Source organism: Phaeobacter sp. JH20_08 (assembly GCF_048056635.1).
Lineage (GTDB): Bacteria > Pseudomonadota > Alphaproteobacteria > Rhodobacterales > Rhodobacteraceae > Phaeobacter > Phaeobacter bryozoorum.
In genome coordinates, this window is record NZ_JAYMVV010000006.1 from 78,612 (window position 1) to 99,640 (window position 21,029).

Below are 21,029 nucleotides of genomic sequence, written 5' to 3' on the forward strand. Positions count from 1 at the left end.
CATGTTGCCTTTGTTGCGCAAATCGTGTCCCTGAGGGGCAAAGACAAGGGAACCAGCCAGATGCCAATGTACCGATCCAGAACTTCCACCCATGGCCGCAATATGGCGGGCGCACGCGGATTGTGGCGCGCCACAGGGATGAAGGACGATGATTTCGGCAAGCCGATCATCGCCATCGTCAACTCCTTTACCCAGTTCGTACCCGGCCACGTCCACCTCAAGGATCTGGGCCAGATGGTCGCCCGCGAGGTCGAGGCGGCCGGCGGCGTCGCCAAGGAGTTCAACACCATCGCGGTGGATGACGGTATCGCCATGGGCCATGACGGGATGCTCTACTCGCTGCCCTCGCGCGAGGTGATCGCGGATTCCGTCGAATATATGGTCAACGCCCATTGCGCCGACGCCATGGTCTGCATCTCCAACTGCGACAAGATCACTCCCGGCATGCTGATGGCAGCGATGCGGCTGAATATCCCGGCGATCTTCGTTTCCGGTGGACCGATGGAAGCGGGCAAGATCGACATTGCCGATCTCGACGCCAAGAAGATCGACCTCGTCGATGCGATGGTTGCGGCGGCCAACGAGAACCTCACCGATGAGCAGGTGCAGCATATCGAGGAAAACGCCTGCCCCACCTGCGGCTCCTGCTCCGGCATGTTCACCGCCAACTCGATGAACTGTCTGGCCGAGGCGCTGGGTCTGGCGCTGCCGGGCAATGGCTCGACACTGGCCACCCACGCCGACCGCAAACACCTGTTCCTTGAGGCGGGCCGCAAGATCGTCGACATCACCAAGCGCCACTACGTGGGCGAGGAGAAAGGCCTGCTGCCGCGCGAAATCGCCACCTTTGATGCGTTTGAAAACGCCATGAGCCTCGATATCGCCATGGGAGGGTCGACCAATACGGTGCTGCACCTCCTGGCCATCGCCAATGAAGGCAAGGTCGATTTCACCATGACCGATATGGACCGCCTGTCGCGCAAGGTGCCGTGCCTGTGCAAGGTCGCACCGAACACCGAAAACGTTCATATGGAAGACGTCCACCGCGCCGGTGGCATCTTCTCCATCCTGGGTGAGCTCAGCCGCGCGGGACTGTTGCATGACCATTGCGCCACCGTCCACTCCAGCTCCATGGGCGAGGCAATCGCCAAATGGGACATCAAGGTTGCCAACAACCCCGAGGCCGAAGAGCTGTTCAAGGCCGCCCCCGGCGGCGTGCGCACCACCGAAGCGTTTTCGCAGTCCAACCGCTACAAGGAGCTGGACACCGACCGTGCAGGCGGGGTGATCCGCTCCAAGGAACATGCCTTCAGCCAGGACGGCGGTCTGGCGGTGCTGTTTGGCAATATCGCCCGCGACGGCTGCATCGTGAAAACCGCAGGGGTGGATGAAAACATCCTGAAATTCACCGGTTCGGCCTATGTCTGCGAAAGCCAGGATCAGGCGGTGAACGACATCCTGACCGGCAAGGTCAAGGAGGGTGACGTGGTGGTGATCCGCTATGAAGGCCCGCGCGGCGGTCCGGGGATGCAGGAAATGCTCTACCCGACCTCCTATCTGAAATCAAAAGGGCTGGGCAAAGCCTGCGCGCTTCTGACCGACGGGCGTTTTTCCGGCGGCACCTCCGGGCTGTCGATCGGCCATGTCTCGCCTGAGGCAGCTGAAGGCGGCACCATCGGCCTGGTGCACCAGGGCGACACCATCGAGATCGACATCCCCAACCGCACCATCCACCTGGCGGTCTCCGACGAGGAGCTGGCGACACGGCGCGCCGCCCAGGACGCAGCAGGCTGGAAACCGGTGAAGCCGCGCAAGCGCAAGGTCTCCACCGCGCTCAAGGCCTATGCCCTGCTGGCCACCTCCGCCGCAAAAGGCGCCGTGCGCGCCCTGCCCGACGACGAATAATCAGCGCTGTCAGTGAGTTCGCTTTTGAAGACCCCGGCATCTTGGATGTCGGGGCTTTTTCTTTCATAGAGATCCAGCCCTACTCGACCCACCTCGGCACCGCAGGAGATCCGACATGACCATTTGGCGCCCGGCCCAGTCCATTCGCGTGAAAACCATTGGTCTGCCCTGGCGCGATGGCCGTTTCCTCGCGGCGGAGGTGCCCGATGACAGCGGCCGGACCAAAGGCGTCCGTCCCTTGGGTGGCACCGTTGAATTTGGCGAAACCTGGCAACAGGCGCTGCGACGGGAGTTTCAGGAGGAGCTCGCTGTGGAAATCACCATCATCGGCGCGCCGGTGGTGCTGGAAAACATCTATCGGCACGAAGGCCAGACCGGCCATGAAATCATCTTCGCCGCGCAGGTCACCTGGCCAGAGACCCCGCATCTGGCAGGCGATACGATTGAGTTCTACGAAGACAACGGCCTGAAATCTATTGCCAGATGGGTGCATCCTGATGCGCTGGAGACTGGCGGGATTGAGTTGTTTCCAACCGGATTGCAAGCCCAGCTGCAAGATCTGGGGTCCCCGACCCGCGTATAGGGCACAAAACCCCTCACCTTTCCCGAAATACTCCCGCCGGAGGCGCGCCGCGCCAGCGGCGCCACGCCCAACCGGGACAAGATCATGTCAATGATTGCAGCCCGGGCGGGAGCTGATGGTCGGGTGTGACCTACTCGCCCAGTTTGGCATGCACCTCATCGAGGTCGATCTCGCCGATGGGCATCTTGTTGGCGGGGTTTTCAAAATCGTATTTGAACACCTCGAAATCGCGCTTGTAGATCTCATAGACCAGATGCATCGACAGATCGTCAAAGTACTCCTCGACCGGATGAGCCCGCTTGGGACCGTGACCTTCGCTTTCGTTGAAGCGTGGGATCTGCGCCAGATCGACCTGATGCGGCGTCTCGATGGCGTCCAGTACATCCTGCATGCCCTCGTTGAAGGCTTCGGTCCAGATCACCTTGTCGTAGCGCCCGCCGTTGCAGATGAAGGTGGAAACATGGCCCGAGGTTGCGGACCAGTGGATATCGGGATCCATCGGGCGGCGAAACTTCACCGTGTCGCGGACAAACAGCAGGAAACGGCGAAAGCTCTTGATCTGGTCAAAGGGCTGCTTGCCATCGTCACCGCCCACTTCGATCCCGTAGTCATAGGTGAGCCGCGGCACCAGATTGCCCCGGTAGCGTTTGCCATTGCGCTGGATGCCGCAAATCTTGTCGAAGAAGGAACTCAGCACGCGCGTGTAAGGGTTGCGCACGCAGGTGAACGCATAGGATTTCTGCGACTGCACATTGCCGGTAATCAGCGGCTGGCTGTCCGGCAGAGCCCATTTATGCAGCCCGCTGGTGGCATCATGGATATCGCCATCGAAGAACCGGCCATGATCTGAGTAATACATGATCTGACCAATGGTCGAGCAGGCACATTTGGGCACCACGCGGTAGACCACGCTTTCGCTCTCTGTCATCCAAGTGCCCGGAAATCCCATTCTTGCTCTCCCAGTCCGATGCGCTGCTATAGGCGCCATCTGCCAGCCTAGTCGTTAAAAGCTAAATAATGCGGTTTATTCAGTGAGAATTCGTCAGTATCAAGGAAACAATCAATCAAAATAAGACCCCGGGGCGTCGTCATGGCAAAAATCGCATATGTTCTGCTGTGCCATAAGGACCCAGAGGCGATTATCCAGCAGGCAGAGCAACTGACTGCCGCCGGGGATTACATGGCGATCCACTTCGATGGCCGGTCTCCGACGCGTGATTTCCAGCAAATCCGAGCCGCGCTGAAGGACAACCCGAATGTCTGCTTTGCCCGCAAGCGGGTCAAATGCGGCTGGGGCGAATGGTCTCTGGTTCAGGCGACGCTCCACGCGCTGGAAAGCGCCGTCGCCACCTTCCCTCGGGCGACGCATTTCTACATGGTGTCCGGCGACTGCATGGCGATCAAGACGGCCGAATACGCGCGCCAGCTGCTGGACGCGCAGGATTGCGATTACATCGAGAGCTTCGATTTTTTTGAAAGCGACTGGATCAAGACCGGCATGAAGGAAGACCGGCTGATCTATCGCCATATCTTCAACGAACGCAGGAACAAACGCCTCTTTGATCTGACCCACATGGTGCAGAAACGGCTGGGCCTGACGCGCGTCCTGCCCGAGGATATGCAGATCCAGATCGGCAGCCAGTGGTGGTGCCTGCGCCGCCGGACCGTGGAATGGATCCTGGCGTTCCTGAAGGACCGCCGCGATGTGCTGCGGTTCTTTCGCACCACCTGGATCCCGGATGAGACCTTCTTTCAGACCCTGGTGCGCCATCTGGTTCCCGCCAGGGAGATCGAGAGCCGCACGCTGACATTGCTGATGTTCTCTGACTACGGAATGCCGGTCCAGTTCTACAACGACCATTACGACATGCTGATGGGGCAGGATTTTCTCTTTGCCCGCAAGATCAGCCCCGAGGCACAGGAGCTGAAATCCCGGCTCGGCGCGCTTTATGCCGCACAGGGGGTTGAGTTTCAGATCTCCAACGAGGGTCGTAACCTCTATGAGTTTCTGACCAAACGCGGACGCAACGGGCTGCGCTTTGCCCCCCGTTTCTGGGAAACCGAAAGCACGCTCGGGCGCAACCGCGAATTGCTGATCATCACCTGCAAGAAATGGCATGTGGCCAAACGCCTGATCGAGCGGCTGCGTGAGGTCAGCAACATCCCGGCGCTCGCCTATCTGTTTGACGAAGAAGGCACCGAGATGCCCGACCTCGGCGGTATCGAGGCGACGTTATGGAAACGCACCCGCCACCGCCGCGCGCTGGTTCGGATGCTGTTTGACTATTATGAGACCGACCGGCTGGTGATCTGCCTTGACCCTTCGGCGTTGGAGCTGATGCAGGATTTCTGCGCGGACCGGGCGGTAACACGTCTGCTACAGATCGAATGCAACCTGAGCGACGATTATCTCACCGGTCATGCCGAACGCATTGGTCTGGCCGGTCAACAAACCTCAGCCGCCGCACTGGAGCGGCTGTTGCCGACGATCCGCAACGATATCCAGCATGAATCCGACCGCATCCGCGATGTGGGATTTGATCACCTCAGCCTGATCCGCGAAAGCGACAGTGACGAGCAGATGGCCGAACAGCTGATGCCGTTTCTGGCACTGGACCATGACGCCGCATTGAGCCTTGCCCGGACCGAGCATCTGTTCTCTGACTAGGGGGCCATCTGGGGCTGCGCAGTCGGCAGCCCCGCTTGTCCTGCGCTATTTCTGCTTCCAGCTGTCCAGCCAGCGGCGCAACCGGCCACGGCGTTCCGACAGCGCATCGCCGGCAGCATAAAGGCTGTCTTCGACATTCTCGACCATCGGGTCGATGCGCGCCCGGCGGAAACGGCGCCAGCGCACATATATCGCCCAGACCACCGCTGCCAGCAGCGTGAGGAAGATGATGTTGAACCAGTTCACCTGGGTATGATCCGGGCCGTCAACCGGTTTGACCGCAACCGCGTTGGGAAAGATCGACAGGAATTCATTGCGCCAGCCATAGTGGCGGACCAGCACCCACTGCGGGTCTGATTTGGTGGACGCGAGATCGGTCAGCTCGGCCTGAAGATTGGAGCTGTCCAGCTTGAAATACGGCGGCCAGCCCCAGCCGGTGTCCTCGTTGCGATAAACGATGGGGCGACCACTGGGAAAGAAAGCCTCGACAAAGCGCACGTCGCGGTTGACGCTGGTCGCGCTTTCCTGCGCGGTATCCTGCTGTGCCCAGAAGATCGAGTTTTCACCAAAATCGACCCGGCGCACCTCGGTCTTGACCACGCGCACCACGTCGTTCTGCGGCAGCGTGTAATGCAGAAAGGCCCCCGCCAGCAGCCAGAAGGTGAGAATGAACACCCATTTTACGTAACGCATCAGCGACCTCACATGAAATTCATGACATAAACCAGAAGCGCAATGGCCCCCAGCGGCACGATATAGACCAGCAGGATCAGCCTGCGCCGCAGCGAGCGGTCATATTGGTGCAGCCCGCGCTGGATGAAGGCGGAACGGTCTCCGGTCAACCCCTTCTCGGTCCAGCGGCGTTTCAGCTTGGCCCGGCGTACCTCGCGCGAGTAGAGCGACACCAGGGCATAGATCACCGTCAGCACCACAAGAAGGATCGCCATCAGGCGAATGAAGGCAAACATCAGCGCCGCCCCCGCGTATTGCCCCGGCGACCTACCACCCCCCAGGGGCCGACCCGCTCGACCAGACGATCCGGGGAAGGCGCCTGCTCGCCCCCCCGACGGCGGGCCTCGACCGCAGGGCTGCGACCGCTCATATCCGGCTCATGGCCAAAGAGAGCAGCCCGCGCGCCGGCCTTGTCCACGGCATATTCCCGCGCAAGGAAGGTCACGACGTGATCCTTCTTGTTCTCTGGCCAACCGCGATACTGCTGATAGAACGCCTCCTTGTGGCAGATGAACAGCTGGCGGAAATCCAGCGGGGTCAGCTCTGCCAGCAGCATGTTGACCAGATCGCGATCCGGCGTATTGGTTGCCCGCAGGCAATAGAAATAGGCGGGATGGTCCGATTTGATCTGGGGCCATGCACCGCCGCTATCTGCCCAGCGGACCATGGCCGCCATGCCCTCGAACTCCGCAGGCAGATCACTGGCGTGACGCGCTGCCAGCCGCCGCAGATCGCTGCGCGACAGGCCGGAGAGGTCCATGCCCTTATCCGCCAGAACACTGATCGCCAGAAATCCCATCTTCTGGCGCAGGATGGCCGCGCCATCGACACCGCGTGCACGGATGATCGGCTCCACCAGCCCGTTCAACTCCAGAAACTTGGCAATGGCGTTCTTCTGGCCAAGGTCGAACACATGGTCCAGCGGCACGCCCTCGGGCTTGGCGCCGCTGGCGATCACCGCCGGGCGCTCCACCTTCTGAAACACGTAAAGCCCGCCGAAATGCGCGGTCCAGAAATTCTGCTGCTCAAACACCTCATGCTTCAGCCGCACCGGGTTGCGGGTGACATCGCCGGTTTTTTCCGCCGTCTCGATCATCTCGGCGATCAGCGCGTCATCGAACCAGCCGTCTTCCTCACTCTTGAACCGCTCCACCAGCTCCGCCAGCCGATCCGCCTGCCGCAGCGTGGCCCGCGTGGTGTCGGCCTCGATCCGCACCTGACGGATATCGAACAACTTGGCCGGGGTCGTGACCTCGAAGACCGAATTCACCAGCTCGCCCGCCACCGCATCCGTGGCCGTCAGTGCAAAAAGCTGGCTTTCATTGGCGGCAATGAACCGGCGCAGAATGTCCCGGCTGGTGGAGAATTTCACATTCAGGAGCGGGCAGCGTTTCTGTTCGGTGCTGAGCAGGATGAACTGCCGGTTGACGCCCGCATGGTTCAGATAGTGATCATCGCCCAGCTCATCGCCCACCTCCGGCGAGTAGCCAGAGATATCGACGTGGAAATCCGTCAGAGCCGTGGTCTTGCCGGTCAGATGCTTCAGCGCGCGATTGTACCGCTCCACCAGCGCGGGCGAGGCCACATGGAAGAGATTGCCGAACATCAGGCCATGCTGGATGAGGCGTTTCATGCTGTCCTCCTGTGTGCATAGCACAAGCGATGCGCCCGGCCCGAGGGTGGGTGCGGAACGCGCCCGCCCTGGGGGGCGGGTCGGGCGCGTCGCGGCTTCGCCACGATAATGCACCAACTGATAGAGCTTCCGACAATCATCGCTTGCTAATAACCTCTTCAAGTAGTTCACAATTTCGATCCCGAAACTGCTGCTCTGCTTTTAGTATTTGCAATTGCTTCTTCTCGTCAAAAGTTGCCTCAATGCTGTCATCCCAAGTGTCATCGGAAGCATATCTTGCAAATTCGGACCACATATAGCCCAAAGAAAAATCTACTGACGGGCCCGGGGTTAAACGCCAGCTAATTCCTACAGGCACCTCGCTCGTGTTCTCGTTCGTTAACTTCCCTTCTTTCCACGCAACAACAAACTCCCTCATAAACTCATATCCGCTGTTAAACAGATTTAGGGCTTCCGGACTATCGTCACGGGCGACACCTGACAAAGCGGCGCATTCCCACAAGGAAAACGCCTGTTTTCCAATCAAATTATAATCCGGCTCAGCTGTTGCGAGGCCAGCTCCGGCTCCAACTGACAGGGCAAACGCAACCGCAACTAGCTTTTTCACCCCTGCCCCTCCAGATACCGCCGCTTGGCCTCTTCCTGCCGCCCGAAATCGCGCACCATGTTCTCAATCGCCACCTCATCCGACTTGTCAGCATAGCGGAACTCGCTGTCGGCGTAGCGGTTGATCTCCTGCACCACCATGTCGACCGTGATGGGCACCCGCAGCTCCGCAATCATTGCGGATTTGGTCTCGTAATCCTTGAACAGGAACAGCTCCGGATTCTCCATCCAGTCGTCCGGCAGCTCAAAATCCATCGCCCGCACCTTGACCGCATCGGTGATGTTCTTGATGGCACGGCCGGTGAACCGCTCATCGGCCTGCTGAATGGCCTTCAGATAGGTGCCCAGCTTGGCAAGGCTGTCCAATTCGCCGATCTGGTCATGCACCCGGCCAAAGACCTCCATCAGCCCCGGCTCCTGCGGGCGGTTGTGCGCCTCGAACGACCGTGCAACGGCCTGTTTGATCTCCTGCGCGCCGTAAAGGTCATGGTCGCCCAGCGGAATGCTGTGGTTCTTGCCCATCAGGAGGGTCAGGATGTCGATGTAATCCTCCCGCGTCTGCGGCCCGTCCACCAGGAACCGCGCGCCGGCCCGCTGCCGCAGGGCGTCATCCACATTTTCCGGGTAGTTGGAGAACATGCCAAAGGTGCAGTTGCCGCGTACCACGGTATTGGCGCCGGCAAAGGCCTCCATGAACACCGCCGTCACCTCCTGCTGGCCCGCGCTGGACTGGCGGTCGCCGCGTTTCCCTGCGATCTGGTCGATGTCGTCGATGGTGCCAAAGCCGATGACATGCGGGTCAATCACATTCTGGATGAAGGATTTGGCGTTCTGCCCTGACTTGCCCTGATAGCTGTCGATATTGTCGATGCCGAAATTCTGGTAGCGGAAGGCATAGCCTGCGTTCTGGCAATAATCATGGATGAGGCCGGCCATCATCTGAATGAGCGTCGTCTTGCCCGTCCCGGGCTTGCCATCCCCCATGAAGGTGAAGATGAAGCCACCCATCTCGGCAAACGGGTTCAGGCGGCGGTCGAAATCATAGGCCATCAGCATTTTGGACAGGCGCAGTGCCTGGTATTTGGCGATATGGTTGCCGACCACCTCATGCGGTTTCTTGAACGCCATGGTGAGCGTTGTGGACTTTGCCTTCGCCGCCGGTTCAAAGCCGCTGATGGTCAGGTCATCCGCCTCCACCCGCCAGTCCGCAGCGGTGAACGCTTCCAGCCGCGGCGCGTTCTGGGCGCGCAAGGCCGCCTTTTCCATCAGCTGCTCCGCATAGGCGGCCGTGGCCGCGATCAGATGCGCATCATTGGGGGCATGCAGCGCCAGTTTCTGGTCCAGTTCCCACAGTGCCCCGTGCAGCGCCAGCGGCGCGTTATCCGTCAGCAGCTCCTCCGCCTCGCCCACCTCGGCCTGCGCCTCGGAGCCGTGCGGTGCCAGCAGATAGGCCGCGGCATTGGCAAACACATGCGCCGCAATCAGCGCCTCGGCGGCCAGCAGTTCGGTGAACTCCCCCTTGCGCGCCGCGTCCAAAGAACCGGCCAGATTGGCCCGCTTCAGATCCGCCAATCCGGACACATCCGCATAGGCCTCCCCCATCGCCAGGGAGACCGCCAGCGCCCGGCGCAAGGCATGCTGCAGGGTCGCCTGAAGCGGCGAGGTCAGCGGATCATCGTCATCCGCCGCCTCGATGCGGGCAATCAGATGCACACCCTCAGGGCGCGCGGTGGAGCGTGTGACCAGCCCCGGCGTGGTGGAGCGGAAACGCCGACGCGTGCCAATCCCGGCTGAGCGCTCCGGCGCCTTGCCCTCGATCGCAGGCTTGGCAATGCGCGGGGTGTGGTCAAACCCCTCCAGCATCGCCGCAGCCGCCGCGTAGTGCTTGCGGATATCCTCTTCCCGCAGTTCCATCTGGTTGCCTGAAATGCTCATCTCACCCTCTCAATCCGTCGCTTGCGGGCCTAAAATCCAACCCGCGCTTCTTCTGGCCATAAAATATCCCCGCCGGAGGCTCCCGCACTCACGGCTCGCGCAGCCGCTCAATACCGCAGCACCTGCCCAGTGTCGCTCACCACAAACTTCTGCACGTCGGCAAATCCCGGCGGATCCAGCTCTGCCAGCACCTGGAACGGGCGCTGCGGCAGGATGATGGCGCGCTGGGTGCGGGTCGCGCCGGTATCCGCGCCGCGGCCGCCAAAGGGGTCAAGCGCAAAGATCTCACGTTCTACCGTGCCGAACCAGCCCGCGCGCTCCTCGCGCACGTCTTCGCTCTCCAATTCCTCCAGCGTCCAGGCCAGGGCCCAGTCCTGGCCCGCTGGGGCCTCCGCCTCCTCCAGCACCCGGTGCAGCGGGCCGGACTGATCGGTATAGGCGGAGGAATACATCGGCCCCACATGGTAGCGGCGCAGATGCTTGGGGTGGAGGTCGTCGAAATCCTCGTCGAACCCCTTGGCGATGGTCACTAGCTTCAGCCCGGCCAAGGCCTGTGCCATCAGATGCGCCTGCACCTCGGGCCAGCGGCGCTCATCCTTGGGCAGCGCCACCTTGCCGCTGTCCTCCAGCTCCATCAGGTAGATCACCGGCAGGTTCACCTGGCTGTCGTAGGCTGCCCAGTGCAGCAGGAAGCGCCGACGGCGCGGGCCAAGGTTTTCCAGCCATTCGCAGACCGGATCATTTTGGGTCCAAAACAGCTGCCCCTTCATGAGCTCCTGATAATAAAGCCGTTGCGACAGAGCGAACTGTAGTTTTGATGGCGTTGTGCGCTCCGAGATGATGGTGCGCACCATATCGTCCTTCAGCTGTTCTTCGCTGGCCATATTCGCCAGATGCCGCTCCGCTTGCTGGGCGTCATTTGCCATGGTCATCAGCTCGGCGGCGACGGGAAATCCGCTGTCGCGCTTGTCCATCGCCAGGCTACCAAAGAAGCGGCCCGTGTCGCGCCCCGCCATCAGGTATTTCATCGACAGCGCGCGGAAGGTGAAGTTCAGCCGCATCAGGTAGGCGGTCAGCACCTTCACATCGGATTTGCTCAGCCGCCCCTCCGCCTGCATCGCCGCCGCCACCCGGGTCAGATGCCGGATGATGGTCTCGAACTTCTTGAAATACCGGCGCGAGGCGAAAGTATCGCTGAGGCCTGCGTGGTCCTTGGCGGGGTCGGTCATGCGAAATCTCCGGGGTGCGCAACAGCCCGGATCGCGCCCGCTCCGCCCCTGTCAAACCGAAGGTTTGCCTCCAGCAAAACGGCGGGCGCGAACGCCCACGCCAGGGCCGGGCGCGATCCTCTGTAATTCTTCAATTTCAATGGCGGCATCTTGCTCCGGCTTTCTCAGGTTGTTCAGCGGCGCGAAGGACTCAGCCTGCCCCCTCAATGGGTTTTTCACTTTGAGCTTTCTTCAAGCGTGACCTCAGATGAAGTGCCGTGCCGATCATACTGCCTGCTCCTGCCCCAAACAGTGTGGCTTTGGAAAGGGAGGTATATACCCCAAGCAACACCAAAAGCAGAACAAGGCAGCCGAAGTCCAACCACCAGTCACGCCAGTTCTTCGGGTTTTGTAACAATGGAAAACGCAACTTCACCCCCCATACAGGTTCTTATCGTGCTTCTCGACAATCGCCGCGAACCGGCGGGCAAAGCGTTCATCGGCCTTGGCCTTCTTCTCCAGCACGTCGCGGGCGAACACCATGTTGTCCTCGTGGCTTTCCAGCATGTCGGCCATCTTCTGGTTGGTCGCAGTACCGATTGCGGCCATTGCGGTCTGGGCTTCCTTGTCGGTCTGCACGCCGATCTCGTTGATCCGGTGCGCCACATCCTGCTGCTGTGCGGTCTTCAGCGATTTGGTCAGCGCGTCATACAGCACCACCCGCTGCTGGGTGTCCGTCTGCAGCTTGTTGATCAGCACCATCTGCGTCGCCGCCTGGTTTTGCAGGGAGTCGACCCAGGTCTTGCCCTTCTCGATATAGCGCTCCAGCGTCTGGGATTTCGCCAGTTTTACCTGCTCGTCCTGCACCATCGCGTTGTACTTGGTGTTCAGCTCCGCCAGCTCGGTCTCCAGCTTGGTGCGCGCGGCGGCGTCCTGCTCGACCGAGATCTTGTTTTCCAGCTCGATGATCTGGGGGTCCAGCGCCACGATCCGGGCGCGCACGCCTTCCAGCTCCTGCACCGTCAACTCGCGGTCGTCCAGAGTGGCCGAGAGGTTCACCTGTACCTTCTCGCGCTGCTCTTCCAGAGTGGCCAGCTGGCCCTCCAAGAGTTTCACGATGACGTCGGATTTGGCGATCAGATCCTGAAGCTTGTCGTCGATACTGGCGGTGCGCATCCGCTCCTGGCGCATCGAGTCCGATTTGCCCTTGGAGAAGAAGCCGACAAAGCTCTCCCAGCCGGTTTTCGAGCGCATCTCGTCGAAATCTCTGGAGAAGGCTGTTGTCACATCGTCGAGGCCCATGATCAGCTCGGCGATATTGGCGTTCATCACCTCGGTGTGGGCGTGAACATCCTCCAGCGTCGCGTTTTCGATGTCGATGCTGGCATCCTCGCCCGCCTCGATCTTGCTACGAGCCACCTCGATGCGCGAGGTCAGCGCCTCGATCTTGGATTGCGACTCGCGCACCTTGTCCTGGGAGGCGCGTACCATCTCGTCAAATTGTGATTGGCTCATAAAGTGCCCTTTCTGCAATGTCTTATGTGTCATATGGGGAATGTGAACATAATTTACATCCCCCGGATAAAGAAAACCCGACTGCCGTGCCGTCATCAGGCACCAGACATCAGGCCGGTTGGCGATAGTTTTGCAGAGCCACCCCGCAATGAAAAGACCGACCGGCTCCCCGATCGGTCTTTGCCGTCAGATGACGCCCCCACCGTGCGGCACGGCGGCTCAGACGGACTGAATTTTGGACAGCACCAGAAACGTCATCAGGCCAAAGGGCGGCAAGGGCTGATGATGCTCCACGGACAGATGATCTTCACCGAGGATCGTGTCGAGTTCAAAATCCGAATGCCAGCCCAGCACATTGGCAAAGGGCGCCGAAACCCGTTCAATGAAGGCCAGCACCCCCTGTTCGCGCAGAAAATGATTGGTGATGACAACCTTGCCCCCGGGCTTGAGGACACGGGCAATCTCGCCCATCACCTTCTCTGGATCGGGTACAACCGACAGGACATGCATGGCAGAAACGGTGTCGAAGGTGGCATCAGGGAAATCGAGCGCGCGCGCATCCATCTGGCGCAGTGCCTCGACATGATGCAGCTTGTTTTCGGCGACACGTTTTTTCGCCTTGCGCAGCATGTCTTCGCTGAAGTCGATACCGGTGACTTTCAGGTGGGATTTGTAGAGCGGCAGAGAGAGGCCGGTGCCAACGCCCACCTCCAGAACCCGACCGCTGCGATGTTCGTTGACGTACCCAACAGCGCGGCGGCGGCCGACATTGGTGATCGCTCCGAAGGTCTTGTCATAAACGGGCGCCCAACGGGCATACGACGTTTCAACAGCCTTTATATCCAATTCTCCACCCTTACTCTTTTATGCGCCGGTCTCCGGCGTTTTCCTCTTAACCAATCCCCAGGCCACCATCGCGGCATACCCAAGGCACAGGATCACCAACGTAATCCATGCGTAAATCAGGACGGCTGCCCCCGCAAAGGCAAAACCGACCAAGAAGTACTTCACGTTTTCGCGCGAAATTTTGACAGCCTTCAGCGACCATGTTGGCACATGGCTGATCATAAGCAATCCAATGACAACCATGTGAAGGCAAATCAGAATGTCCGGGACCACCGGCGCGTCGGCGAAGGCAAATGAGATGAACATCGGCAGCATGGCCAGGAGCGCCCCCGCCGGAGATGGGACGCCTTCGAAATAGACGCTTTTTGCGGTGACTTTCTGCTCGGACTTGGTGGAGACATTAAAGCGCGCCAGACGCACCACGCAGCAGACCGAGAACACCAGCACCGCGAGCCAGCCGAGGCCGCGCATATCCTGCAATGCCCAATAGTAGATCACCAGCGGTGAGGCGACGCCGAAGTTGAGGAAATCCGCCAGCGAATCGAGCTCAGCGCCCATCTTGCTGTCGCTGCGCAGGATACGCGCCAGACGCCCGTCAAACCCGTCAAGGATCGCAGCCGCCAGGATCAGCTGAACGGCCAGCGTGTAATTGCCCTGCACCCCAAAGCGGATCGCAGACAGCCCCGCACAGATGGCCGCGATGGTCATCATGTTCGGCAACAGCTGGATCAGCGCATATTCGGATTTTCGCTTCTCCGGGGGGTGGTGCATGGCTGTGATATGTCCTTGTTCACGACCGGGATCCACCGCAGCCCCGCATAAGCCGGGAACCGGGCGTGATCGCTGGATCAGATGTCGCCTTAGCGCACATATGCCTCATGCCGGACGCCAGCGCAATCTTTGCGACACACCGGTCCGGTCTGACGGCAGGATCATCCGACACCCGCAGCGAAGACGCGCGGCACCCCGCCGCTCGCAGATCGGGGGAGACCTTCGAAAGTGCGATGTGGCACCGTGCCTTGCACGGTGCCACGCCCAACTGGGACGGCCTCCCTTCGGGAGGCGGGGAGCAGGCGGGAGCACTCGCCTGCCGACAATATTTCAGCCCATCCAGCGCCGGGGTCAGCCGACGACGTTGAACTCCGGCCCGTAGGGGTATTTGGTGATGTTCTCGTTGCCGTCCTCGTGGATGATCAGGATGTCATGCTCACGGTAGCCGCCGGCGCCGGGCTGGCCGTCGGCGATGGTCAGCATCGGCTCCATAGAAATCACCATGCCCGGCTCCAGCACCGTGTCGATGTCCTCGCGCAGCTCCAGCCCGGCCTCGCGGCCATAGTAGTGCGACAGGACGCCGAACGAGTGACCATAGCCAAAGGTGCGGTATTGCAGCAGGTCCTGTTCCTCAAAGAAGGCATTGATCTGATGAGTGATCTCCGCACAGCTTGCCCCCGGTTTCAAGAGCGAGATGCCCAGCTCATGAGCCGCCACATTGGCCTCCCAGATGCGCAGCGAGTCGGCATCCACCTCCTTTACGAACATGGTCCGCTCCAGCGCGGTGTAATATCCTGAAATCATGGGGAAAGTATTCAGGGAAAGGATATCTCCGCGCTGCAGGGTGCGACCGGTCACCGGGTTATGGGCGCCATCGGTGTTGATGCCGGACTGGAACCAGACCCAGGTATCGCGGTATTCGGCATCCGGGAAACGCTTGGCAATCTCCAGCTCCATCGCGTCACGGCCCGCCATCGCCACGTCAATCTCCCGCGCACCTTCCCTGACCGCGTCGCGGATGGCAAAGCCGCCGACGTCCGCCACCGCAGCACCGGCCCGGATCATCTCCAGTTCAGCTGCGGATTTGCCCATCCGCTGGCACATGGTCGGCTCATAAAGGTCCACCAGCTGCGACGGCTTCAGGAAGCCCTCCAGCTTGGCCTTCTGCAGCAGGGTCAGGTGGTCGCTCTCATAGCCGACCACCACGCCATCGCCGCTCACCGACTTGATGGCACGCCAGAAATTGTCACGCTGCCAGTCGGTATAGGTGATGTTGTCGCAGAACGAACGGCGCCAGGGCTGGCCCGCGTCGATACCTGCGGAGATGGTCACGGCTTCGCTTGCGGTCACCACCAGACCGTAGGGGCGGCCAAAGGCGCAATAGGTGAAGCCCGAATAATAAGAGATGTTGTGCATCGAGGTGAAGACCGCGGCGGACACACCGGTGTCTGCCATGATTTTGCGCAGGCCTGCGATCCGCGTCTCATATTCGGAGACGGCAAATTGCAGCGGTGCCTTTTCACCATTGTGAAAACGATACATTTCAGGACGTGAAGTCATAGTCGACCCTTCCATCTTACAAGAAAGGTCCCGGCGTTCAGGACGTGTTTTTTGAGATCAATCATGGGCAATATGCTGTGCATGCGGCGACGCCATCGCCTTACCCGTAACACCACGATAGGCCGAGCGCCACCACGGCACTGGTTCGAAATCACCAGCTATCGCCCAAAAGCGACCTCGACACGGGCTGCCGAAACGCCCCCTGGAAAGATAAGGGCCGCAAATTTCTGCGGCCCGGTTATCGCGATCTTTCGGATCGGCTACCTGGTCAGCAGCTTCACCATATCGCTTTCAGGATCGGCCAGCGGTTCGACCACGTTGAAATGGTGCTTGCCAAAGGCGATCACGTGATCTGCGTCCCAGGCTTCGGTGAGCCAGACCGCCTGATCCAGAAACGCCGGGCGTTCTTCACCGCCAACCCAGACGGTGACCTCCGCCGGATAGCGGTCCTGCATATCCACCGGGCTTTCCGCCGCCGCACTGGCTGCCTCCATCTTGAACTTGTCGTTCATCGAGGTCCGCAGAAGCGGTCTCAGATCCGCAAGAGGCGAAATCGGCACAACCGTCTGGATGCGCTCCCCCACCTCGGCGGGCAGCAGCGCCCTGTCCAGCATCCGCGCCACCAGATGCCCCCCAGCCGAATGCCCGGCCAGCGAGATCGGGCCGGGCACCTCTGCTGCAATGGCCGTCACCGCCGCCGCAATCTGGCGGGTGATATCGGCAATGCGCACCTCGGGGCAGAGGTCATAAGAGGGCATGGCGACAGCGTAGCCATGGGCCAGCGCCCCGACCGCAAGATGGGACCAACTGGATTTGTCAAAGGCGAGCCAATAGCCGCCATGGACAAAGACAAGGAGCCCCCTGCTCTCTCCTTTCGGGAAGAACAGGTCATATTTCTGGCGTTCGCTGTCCCCATAGGAGACGTCAATACGCGACCGCTCCCGCATGGCGTTGCGGAAATCCTCGGCCGAGGCCGCCCAGCGTGGCGGATAGCTTTCAGCGTTCTCAATATAGGCCCCGTTGGAATATGCGTCGTCCAGTTCCATGCCGGACCTCCCCTTTTTTGGTATTTGCCCTACCTGACTACCTTGGGTCGGACATGTCAAACGGCCCACGGCAACCGGCGGCGCAATAGCGAGCCACATACCGCCGGTATATTTGATCAAATTCTGGACTCATCACTCTTTCTGGACATATCAAGTGACAGCTGATTTCCATTTCCAGCAAACGACATCCGGGAGGCAAGCCATGCTTGACGCGACTACAGATCTGAAATCCCTGCTCAAAGACCCCAGCCTGCTGGAAAGCCGGGCCTATATCGGCGGCCAGTTCGTTGATGGCGACGACGGCACCTTTGACGTGATCAACCCGGCCCGTGGCGATGTGATCGCGCAGGTGGCCGATGTCAGCCGCAGCCAGGTGGCAGGCGCCATCGCCCAGGCAGAGGCGGCGCAGAAGGACTGGGCCAAATGGACCGGCAAGGAGCGCGCGGGCGTGCTGCGCAAATGGTTCGACCTGATGATGGCAAACCAGGAGGATCTGGCGGTGATCCTGACCGCCGAGATGGGCAAGCCTCTGGCGGAATCGCGCGGCGAAATCGCCTATGGCGCATCGTTCATCGAGTTTTTCGCCGAGGAAGCCAAACGCATCTATGGCGAGACTATTCCGGGCCACCAGCGTGACAAGCGCATCACCGTTCTGAAACAGCCGATCGGCGTTGCAGCCTCGATCACGCCGTGGAATTTTCCCAATGCGATGATTACCCGCAAGGCGGGCCCGGCGCTGGCGGCTGGCTGCGCCTTTGTCTCCCGCCCCGCCGAGCTGACCCCGCTGTCGGCGACCGCTCTGGCGGTTCTGGCGGAGCGCGCCGGCATTCCTGCTGGTGTGTTCAATGTCGTCCCCTCCTCCAATGCGTCTGAGACCGGCAAGGAGTTCTGCGAGAACAAAGCCGTGCGCAAGCTGACCTTTACCGGCTCCACCGAGGTTGGTCGTATCCTGATGCGGCAGGCGGCAGATACCGTCATGAAATGTTCGATGGAACTGGGCGGCAACGCGCCATTTATCGTGTTTGACGACGCCGATCTCGACGCGGCTGTCGAAGGCGCGATCATGTGCAAATTCCGCAACAACGGCCAAACCTGTGTCTGTGCCAACCGGATCTACGTGCAGGCCGGTGTCTATGACGCCTTTGCTGCCAAGCTGAAGGAGGCCGTGGCCAAGATGACGGTTGGTGATGGCCTGAGTGAGGGCACACAGTTCGGGCCGCTGATCAACCAGAAAGCTGTTGAAAAAGTGCAGGCACATATTGCCGATGCCAAGGAGAAAGGCGCAGAGGTGATCCTGGGCGGCAATCCTTCGGAGCTGGGCGGCACCTTCTTTGAGCCGACGATCATCACCGGCGCCACACAGGATATGGTGTTCTCTCAGGACGAAACCTTTGGCCCGATGGCACCTCTGTTCAAATTCGAGACCGAGGACGACGTGATCGAGATGGCCAATGATACCATCTTTGGCCTTGCCTCCTATTTCTATGCCAAGGATCTGAGCCGGGTCTACAAGGTGGCCGAAGCGCTCGAATACGGGATTGTCGGCGTTAACACCGGCATCATCTCGACCGAGGTGGCGCCGTTTGGCGGCGTCAAGCAATCGGGACTGGGCCGAGAGGGCAGTCACCATGGCATTGAGGACTATCTGGAGATGAAATACATCTGCATGTCGGTCTGATCCACGACATAGGGCCCCGACAGATCGCTGTCGGGGCCTTCTTGCATCATCAAAACTACATCGAACCGTCACATTCCCGTTAGGCAGAACGGGCAGGAGCATGGGCAGTCAATTGTCCAACTTTCGGAGTAGCCGATGTTTCCGCGCCTCATGTGCCTGACTTCTGTGCTGGCCCTCACCGCTGGTGTCGCCCAGGCAGAGAAATCCTTTAACCGCGTCGCCGCCTTTCCCGTCGTCCAGAATATGGCCGCCGGTGAGGATCAGACGCGCGAGACCTCGCCCGAGATCATCGACGCCACAGCGGATGGCATGACGCTGGTCTATACCGACAGCCCGCTGGGCGCGCTGGGGCTGATTGATATCACCGACCCGGCCAATCCGTCCCCCAAGGGCAATATCGCCCTGCCGGGTGAGCCGACATCGGTCGCGGTTGTTGGCAGCACGGCCTATGTGGGCGTGAACACCTCTGAGAGCTACACGCAGCCCTCGGGTCTGCTGACATCCTTTGACACGGAAACAGGCGCTGAAACCGGATCCTGCGACCTGGGTGGTCAGCCGGATTCACTCGCCAAGTCCAAGGATGGCGCCTTCCTCGCCGTGGCGATCGAAAACGAGCGGGACGAGGATCTGAATGATGGTATGCTGCCGCAGATGCCTGCGGGCAATCTGGTGCTGGTGAATACCACCGAGGGAGGCCTTGATTGCGCGTCGATGAAGATGGTGAGCCTGACAGGCCTTGCTGACATCGCAGGCGAGGACCCGGAACCAGAGTATGTCTCTGTGAATGGGCTGGGGGAAACCGTCGTCACCCTTCAGGAGAACAATCATCTGGTGATCGTCTCCAGGGACGGCGAGATCGTGAACCATTTCTCGGCAGGGGCTGTCGATCTGGAGGGTATCGACGCCACGGACGAACGCGGTGCACTGATTTTTGAGGAGAACCAGACGGGTCGCCTGCGCGAACCGGATGCGGTGACCTGGATTGATGACGCCCATTTCGCCACCGCAAACGAAGGCGACTATCAGGGCGGATCGCGCGGCTGGACGATCTTTAACAAGGACGGCACCGTCGTCTATGACAGTGGCACTTCCTTCGAACATGCAATCGTGCAGATCGGCCACTACCCTGACAAACGCTCTGACGCCAAAGGAGTGGAACCCGAAAGCGTGATCTTCGCGGAGTTCGACGGCACGCCCTATGTATTTGTCGGGGCTGAGCGGGCGTCTGTTGTCGGCGTCTACGATGTCAGCGATCTGGCCAACCCGGTGCTGACACAGCTCTTGCCCTCGGGCGTCGGCCCGGAAGGCTACGCTGTACTGCCTGAGCGCAATCTGCTGGTCTCCGCCAATGAAAAGGACCTGATCGACGACAAGGGCCCCCGCGCCCACGTGATGATGTACGCGCTACAGGATGGCGCGCCGGTCTATCCGCATCTGACCTCTGCCGGGGCGGATGAACTGATCGGCTGGGGCGCGCTATCGGGCATGGTCGCGGATGCCGATGGCATGATCTACGCGGTCAACGACAGTTTCTATGGCTTCCAGCCCTCGATCTTCAAGATTGACCCCAGCCAGACACCGGCCCGCATCGTCGATGTGATCCGCATCCATCGGCAGGACGGCAACCCCGCCCAGAAACTGGATCTGGAAGGCATTACCCTTGACGGCGCAGGCGGCTTTTACGTGGCCTCCGAAGGCCGCAGCGATCGCGTCATCCCGCACGCGATCTATCACGTCTCCAAGGACGGTCTGATAAAGGCAAAGACGGGTGAAATCGGTCTGCCCGCCGAACTGATGGCGGTTGAAAAACGCTTTGGCTTTGAAGGCATCACCAGGATCGGCGAGACGCTCTGGATGGCGGTTCAGCGCGAGTGGAAAGACGATCCCAAGAACCACGTCAAACTTGTGGCCTACAATCTGGAAACCAAGGAATGGGGGGCGGTCCATTATCCCAAGGCTGAGCCGCAGACCGGCTGGACCGGCCTGTCGGAGATCGTGGCGCATGGCGATTATGTCTATGTGATCGAACGCGACAACCAGCATGATTTCCGCGCCATCACCAAGAAGATCTACCGCATTCCGCTGGCTGAGATGCAGCCTGCACCGCTGGGCGGCGATCTGCCGGTTGTCAGCAAGGAGCTGGTCCGCGATCTGCTGCCCGATCTGACCGCAACCGGTGGCTACGTGCTGGACAAGGTCGAAGGCCTCGCGATCACTGCCGAGGGAGAAGGCTTTGTCGTGACGGACAACGACGGCGTCGATGATGCCTCCGGCGAGACGATGTTCTTCTCCATCGGGATGGTCAGCCAGCTCAAGGTGAACTGAGCCGACTCCCGACACAAA

General features: G+C 60.4%; 17 protein-coding genes. 5 read left to right on the forward strand and 12 right to left on the reverse strand.

Annotated features, from left to right (window positions below; genetic code table 11):
- Positions 1-60: 60 nt before the first annotated feature.
- Positions 61-1,905, forward strand: coding sequence for a dihydroxy-acid dehydratase (gene ilvD / locus VWY75_RS07475; protein WP_416537426.1), 1,845 nt, complete (start codon positions 61-63; stop codon positions 1,903-1,905).
- Between the two features lie 115 nt (positions 1,906-2,020).
- Positions 2,021-2,488 (forward strand): NUDIX hydrolase, encoded by a 468-nt coding sequence (locus VWY75_RS07480; protein WP_416537427.1) that lies wholly within the window; start codon positions 2,021-2,023, stop codon positions 2,486-2,488.
- Between the two features lie 130 nt (positions 2,489-2,618).
- Here the strand turns inward: VWY75_RS07480 and VWY75_RS07485 are convergent, their stop codons facing one another.
- Complete coding sequence (locus tag VWY75_RS07485; protein ID WP_416535289.1) at positions 2,619-3,437, reverse strand: sulfotransferase family protein; 819 nt, start codon at positions 3,435-3,437, stop codon at positions 2,619-2,621.
- Between the two features lie 141 nt (positions 3,438-3,578).
- On the opposite strand from VWY75_RS07485, the gene VWY75_RS07490 reads away from it, so the two are divergent.
- Positions 3,579-5,156, forward strand: a complete 1,578-nt coding sequence (locus VWY75_RS07490; RefSeq protein ID WP_416537428.1) for a DUF5928 domain-containing protein — start codon at positions 3,579-3,581, stop codon at positions 5,154-5,156.
- Positions 5,157-5,201: 45 nt separating this feature from the next.
- On the opposite strand, the gene VWY75_RS07495 is transcribed toward VWY75_RS07490, so the two are convergent.
- From VWY75_RS07495 to VWY75_RS07545, 11 genes are all read right to left on the reverse strand, one after another.
- Positions 5,202-5,849, reverse strand: a complete 648-nt coding sequence (locus VWY75_RS07495; protein ID WP_416537429.1) for a DUF1523 family protein — start codon at positions 5,847-5,849, stop codon at positions 5,202-5,204.
- Positions 5,850-5,857: 8 nt separating this feature from the next.
- Positions 5,858-6,124: a hypothetical protein gene (locus VWY75_RS07500; RefSeq protein ID WP_416535291.1), complete on the reverse strand. Its 267-nt coding sequence runs from the start codon at positions 6,122-6,124 to the stop codon at positions 5,858-5,860.
- Positions 6,124-7,521, reverse strand: a complete 1,398-nt coding sequence (locus VWY75_RS07505; RefSeq protein WP_416537430.1) for a DUF6638 family protein — start codon at positions 7,519-7,521, stop codon at positions 6,124-6,126. The genes VWY75_RS07500 and VWY75_RS07505 overlap by 1 nt, the downstream gene beginning before the upstream one ends.
- Before the next feature lie 136 nt (positions 7,522-7,657).
- Entirely contained in the window at positions 7,658-8,128 is a 471-nt protein-coding gene (locus VWY75_RS07510) for a hypothetical protein (RefSeq protein ID WP_416537431.1), read from the reverse strand.
- Positions 8,125-10,062 (reverse strand): ATP-binding protein, encoded by a 1,938-nt coding sequence (locus VWY75_RS07515; RefSeq protein WP_416537432.1) that lies wholly within the window; start codon positions 10,060-10,062, stop codon positions 8,125-8,127. Before VWY75_RS07515 ends, VWY75_RS07510 begins: the two co-directional genes overlap by 4 nt.
- A 107-nt stretch (positions 10,063-10,169) precedes the next feature.
- Entirely contained in the window at positions 10,170-11,291 is a 1,122-nt protein-coding gene (locus tag VWY75_RS07520; RefSeq protein ID WP_416537433.1) for a hypothetical protein, read from the reverse strand.
- A gap of 411 nt (positions 11,292-11,702) precedes the next feature.
- Positions 11,703-12,785 (reverse strand): hypothetical protein, encoded by a 1,083-nt coding sequence (locus tag VWY75_RS07525; RefSeq protein ID WP_416537435.1) that lies wholly within the window; start codon positions 12,783-12,785, stop codon positions 11,703-11,705.
- Positions 12,786-13,004: 219 nt separating this feature from the next.
- A complete protein-coding gene (locus tag VWY75_RS07530; protein WP_340546762.1) occupies positions 13,005-13,631 on the reverse strand; it encodes a class I SAM-dependent methyltransferase in 627 nt (208 codons plus the stop codon).
- 18 nt (positions 13,632-13,649) lie between these two features.
- On the reverse strand, positions 13,650-14,402 hold the full coding sequence (locus tag VWY75_RS07535) for a CDP-alcohol phosphatidyltransferase family protein (RefSeq protein WP_260079953.1): 753 nt from the start codon (positions 14,400-14,402) through the stop codon (positions 13,650-13,652).
- A gap of 351 nt (positions 14,403-14,753) precedes the next feature.
- Positions 14,754-15,962, reverse strand: coding sequence for an aminopeptidase P family protein (locus VWY75_RS07540; protein WP_416538243.1), 1,209 nt, complete (start codon positions 15,960-15,962; stop codon positions 14,754-14,756).
- 260 nt (positions 15,963-16,222) lie between these two features.
- On the reverse strand, positions 16,223-17,008 hold the full coding sequence (locus VWY75_RS07545; RefSeq protein WP_416538242.1) for an alpha/beta hydrolase: 786 nt from the start codon (positions 17,006-17,008) through the stop codon (positions 16,223-16,225).
- A 202-nt stretch (positions 17,009-17,210) separates the two neighbouring features.
- On the opposite strand from VWY75_RS07545, the gene VWY75_RS07550 reads away from it, so the two are divergent.
- Entirely contained in the window at positions 17,211-18,686 is a 1,476-nt protein-coding gene (locus VWY75_RS07550; protein ID WP_416534586.1) for an NAD-dependent succinate-semialdehyde dehydrogenase, read from the forward strand.
- 135 nt (positions 18,687-18,821) lie between these two features.
- A complete protein-coding gene (locus tag VWY75_RS07555) occupies positions 18,822-21,011 on the forward strand; it encodes an esterase-like activity of phytase family protein (RefSeq protein ID WP_416538241.1) in 2,190 nt (729 codons plus the stop codon).
- Positions 21,012-21,029: the final 18 nt, after the last annotated feature.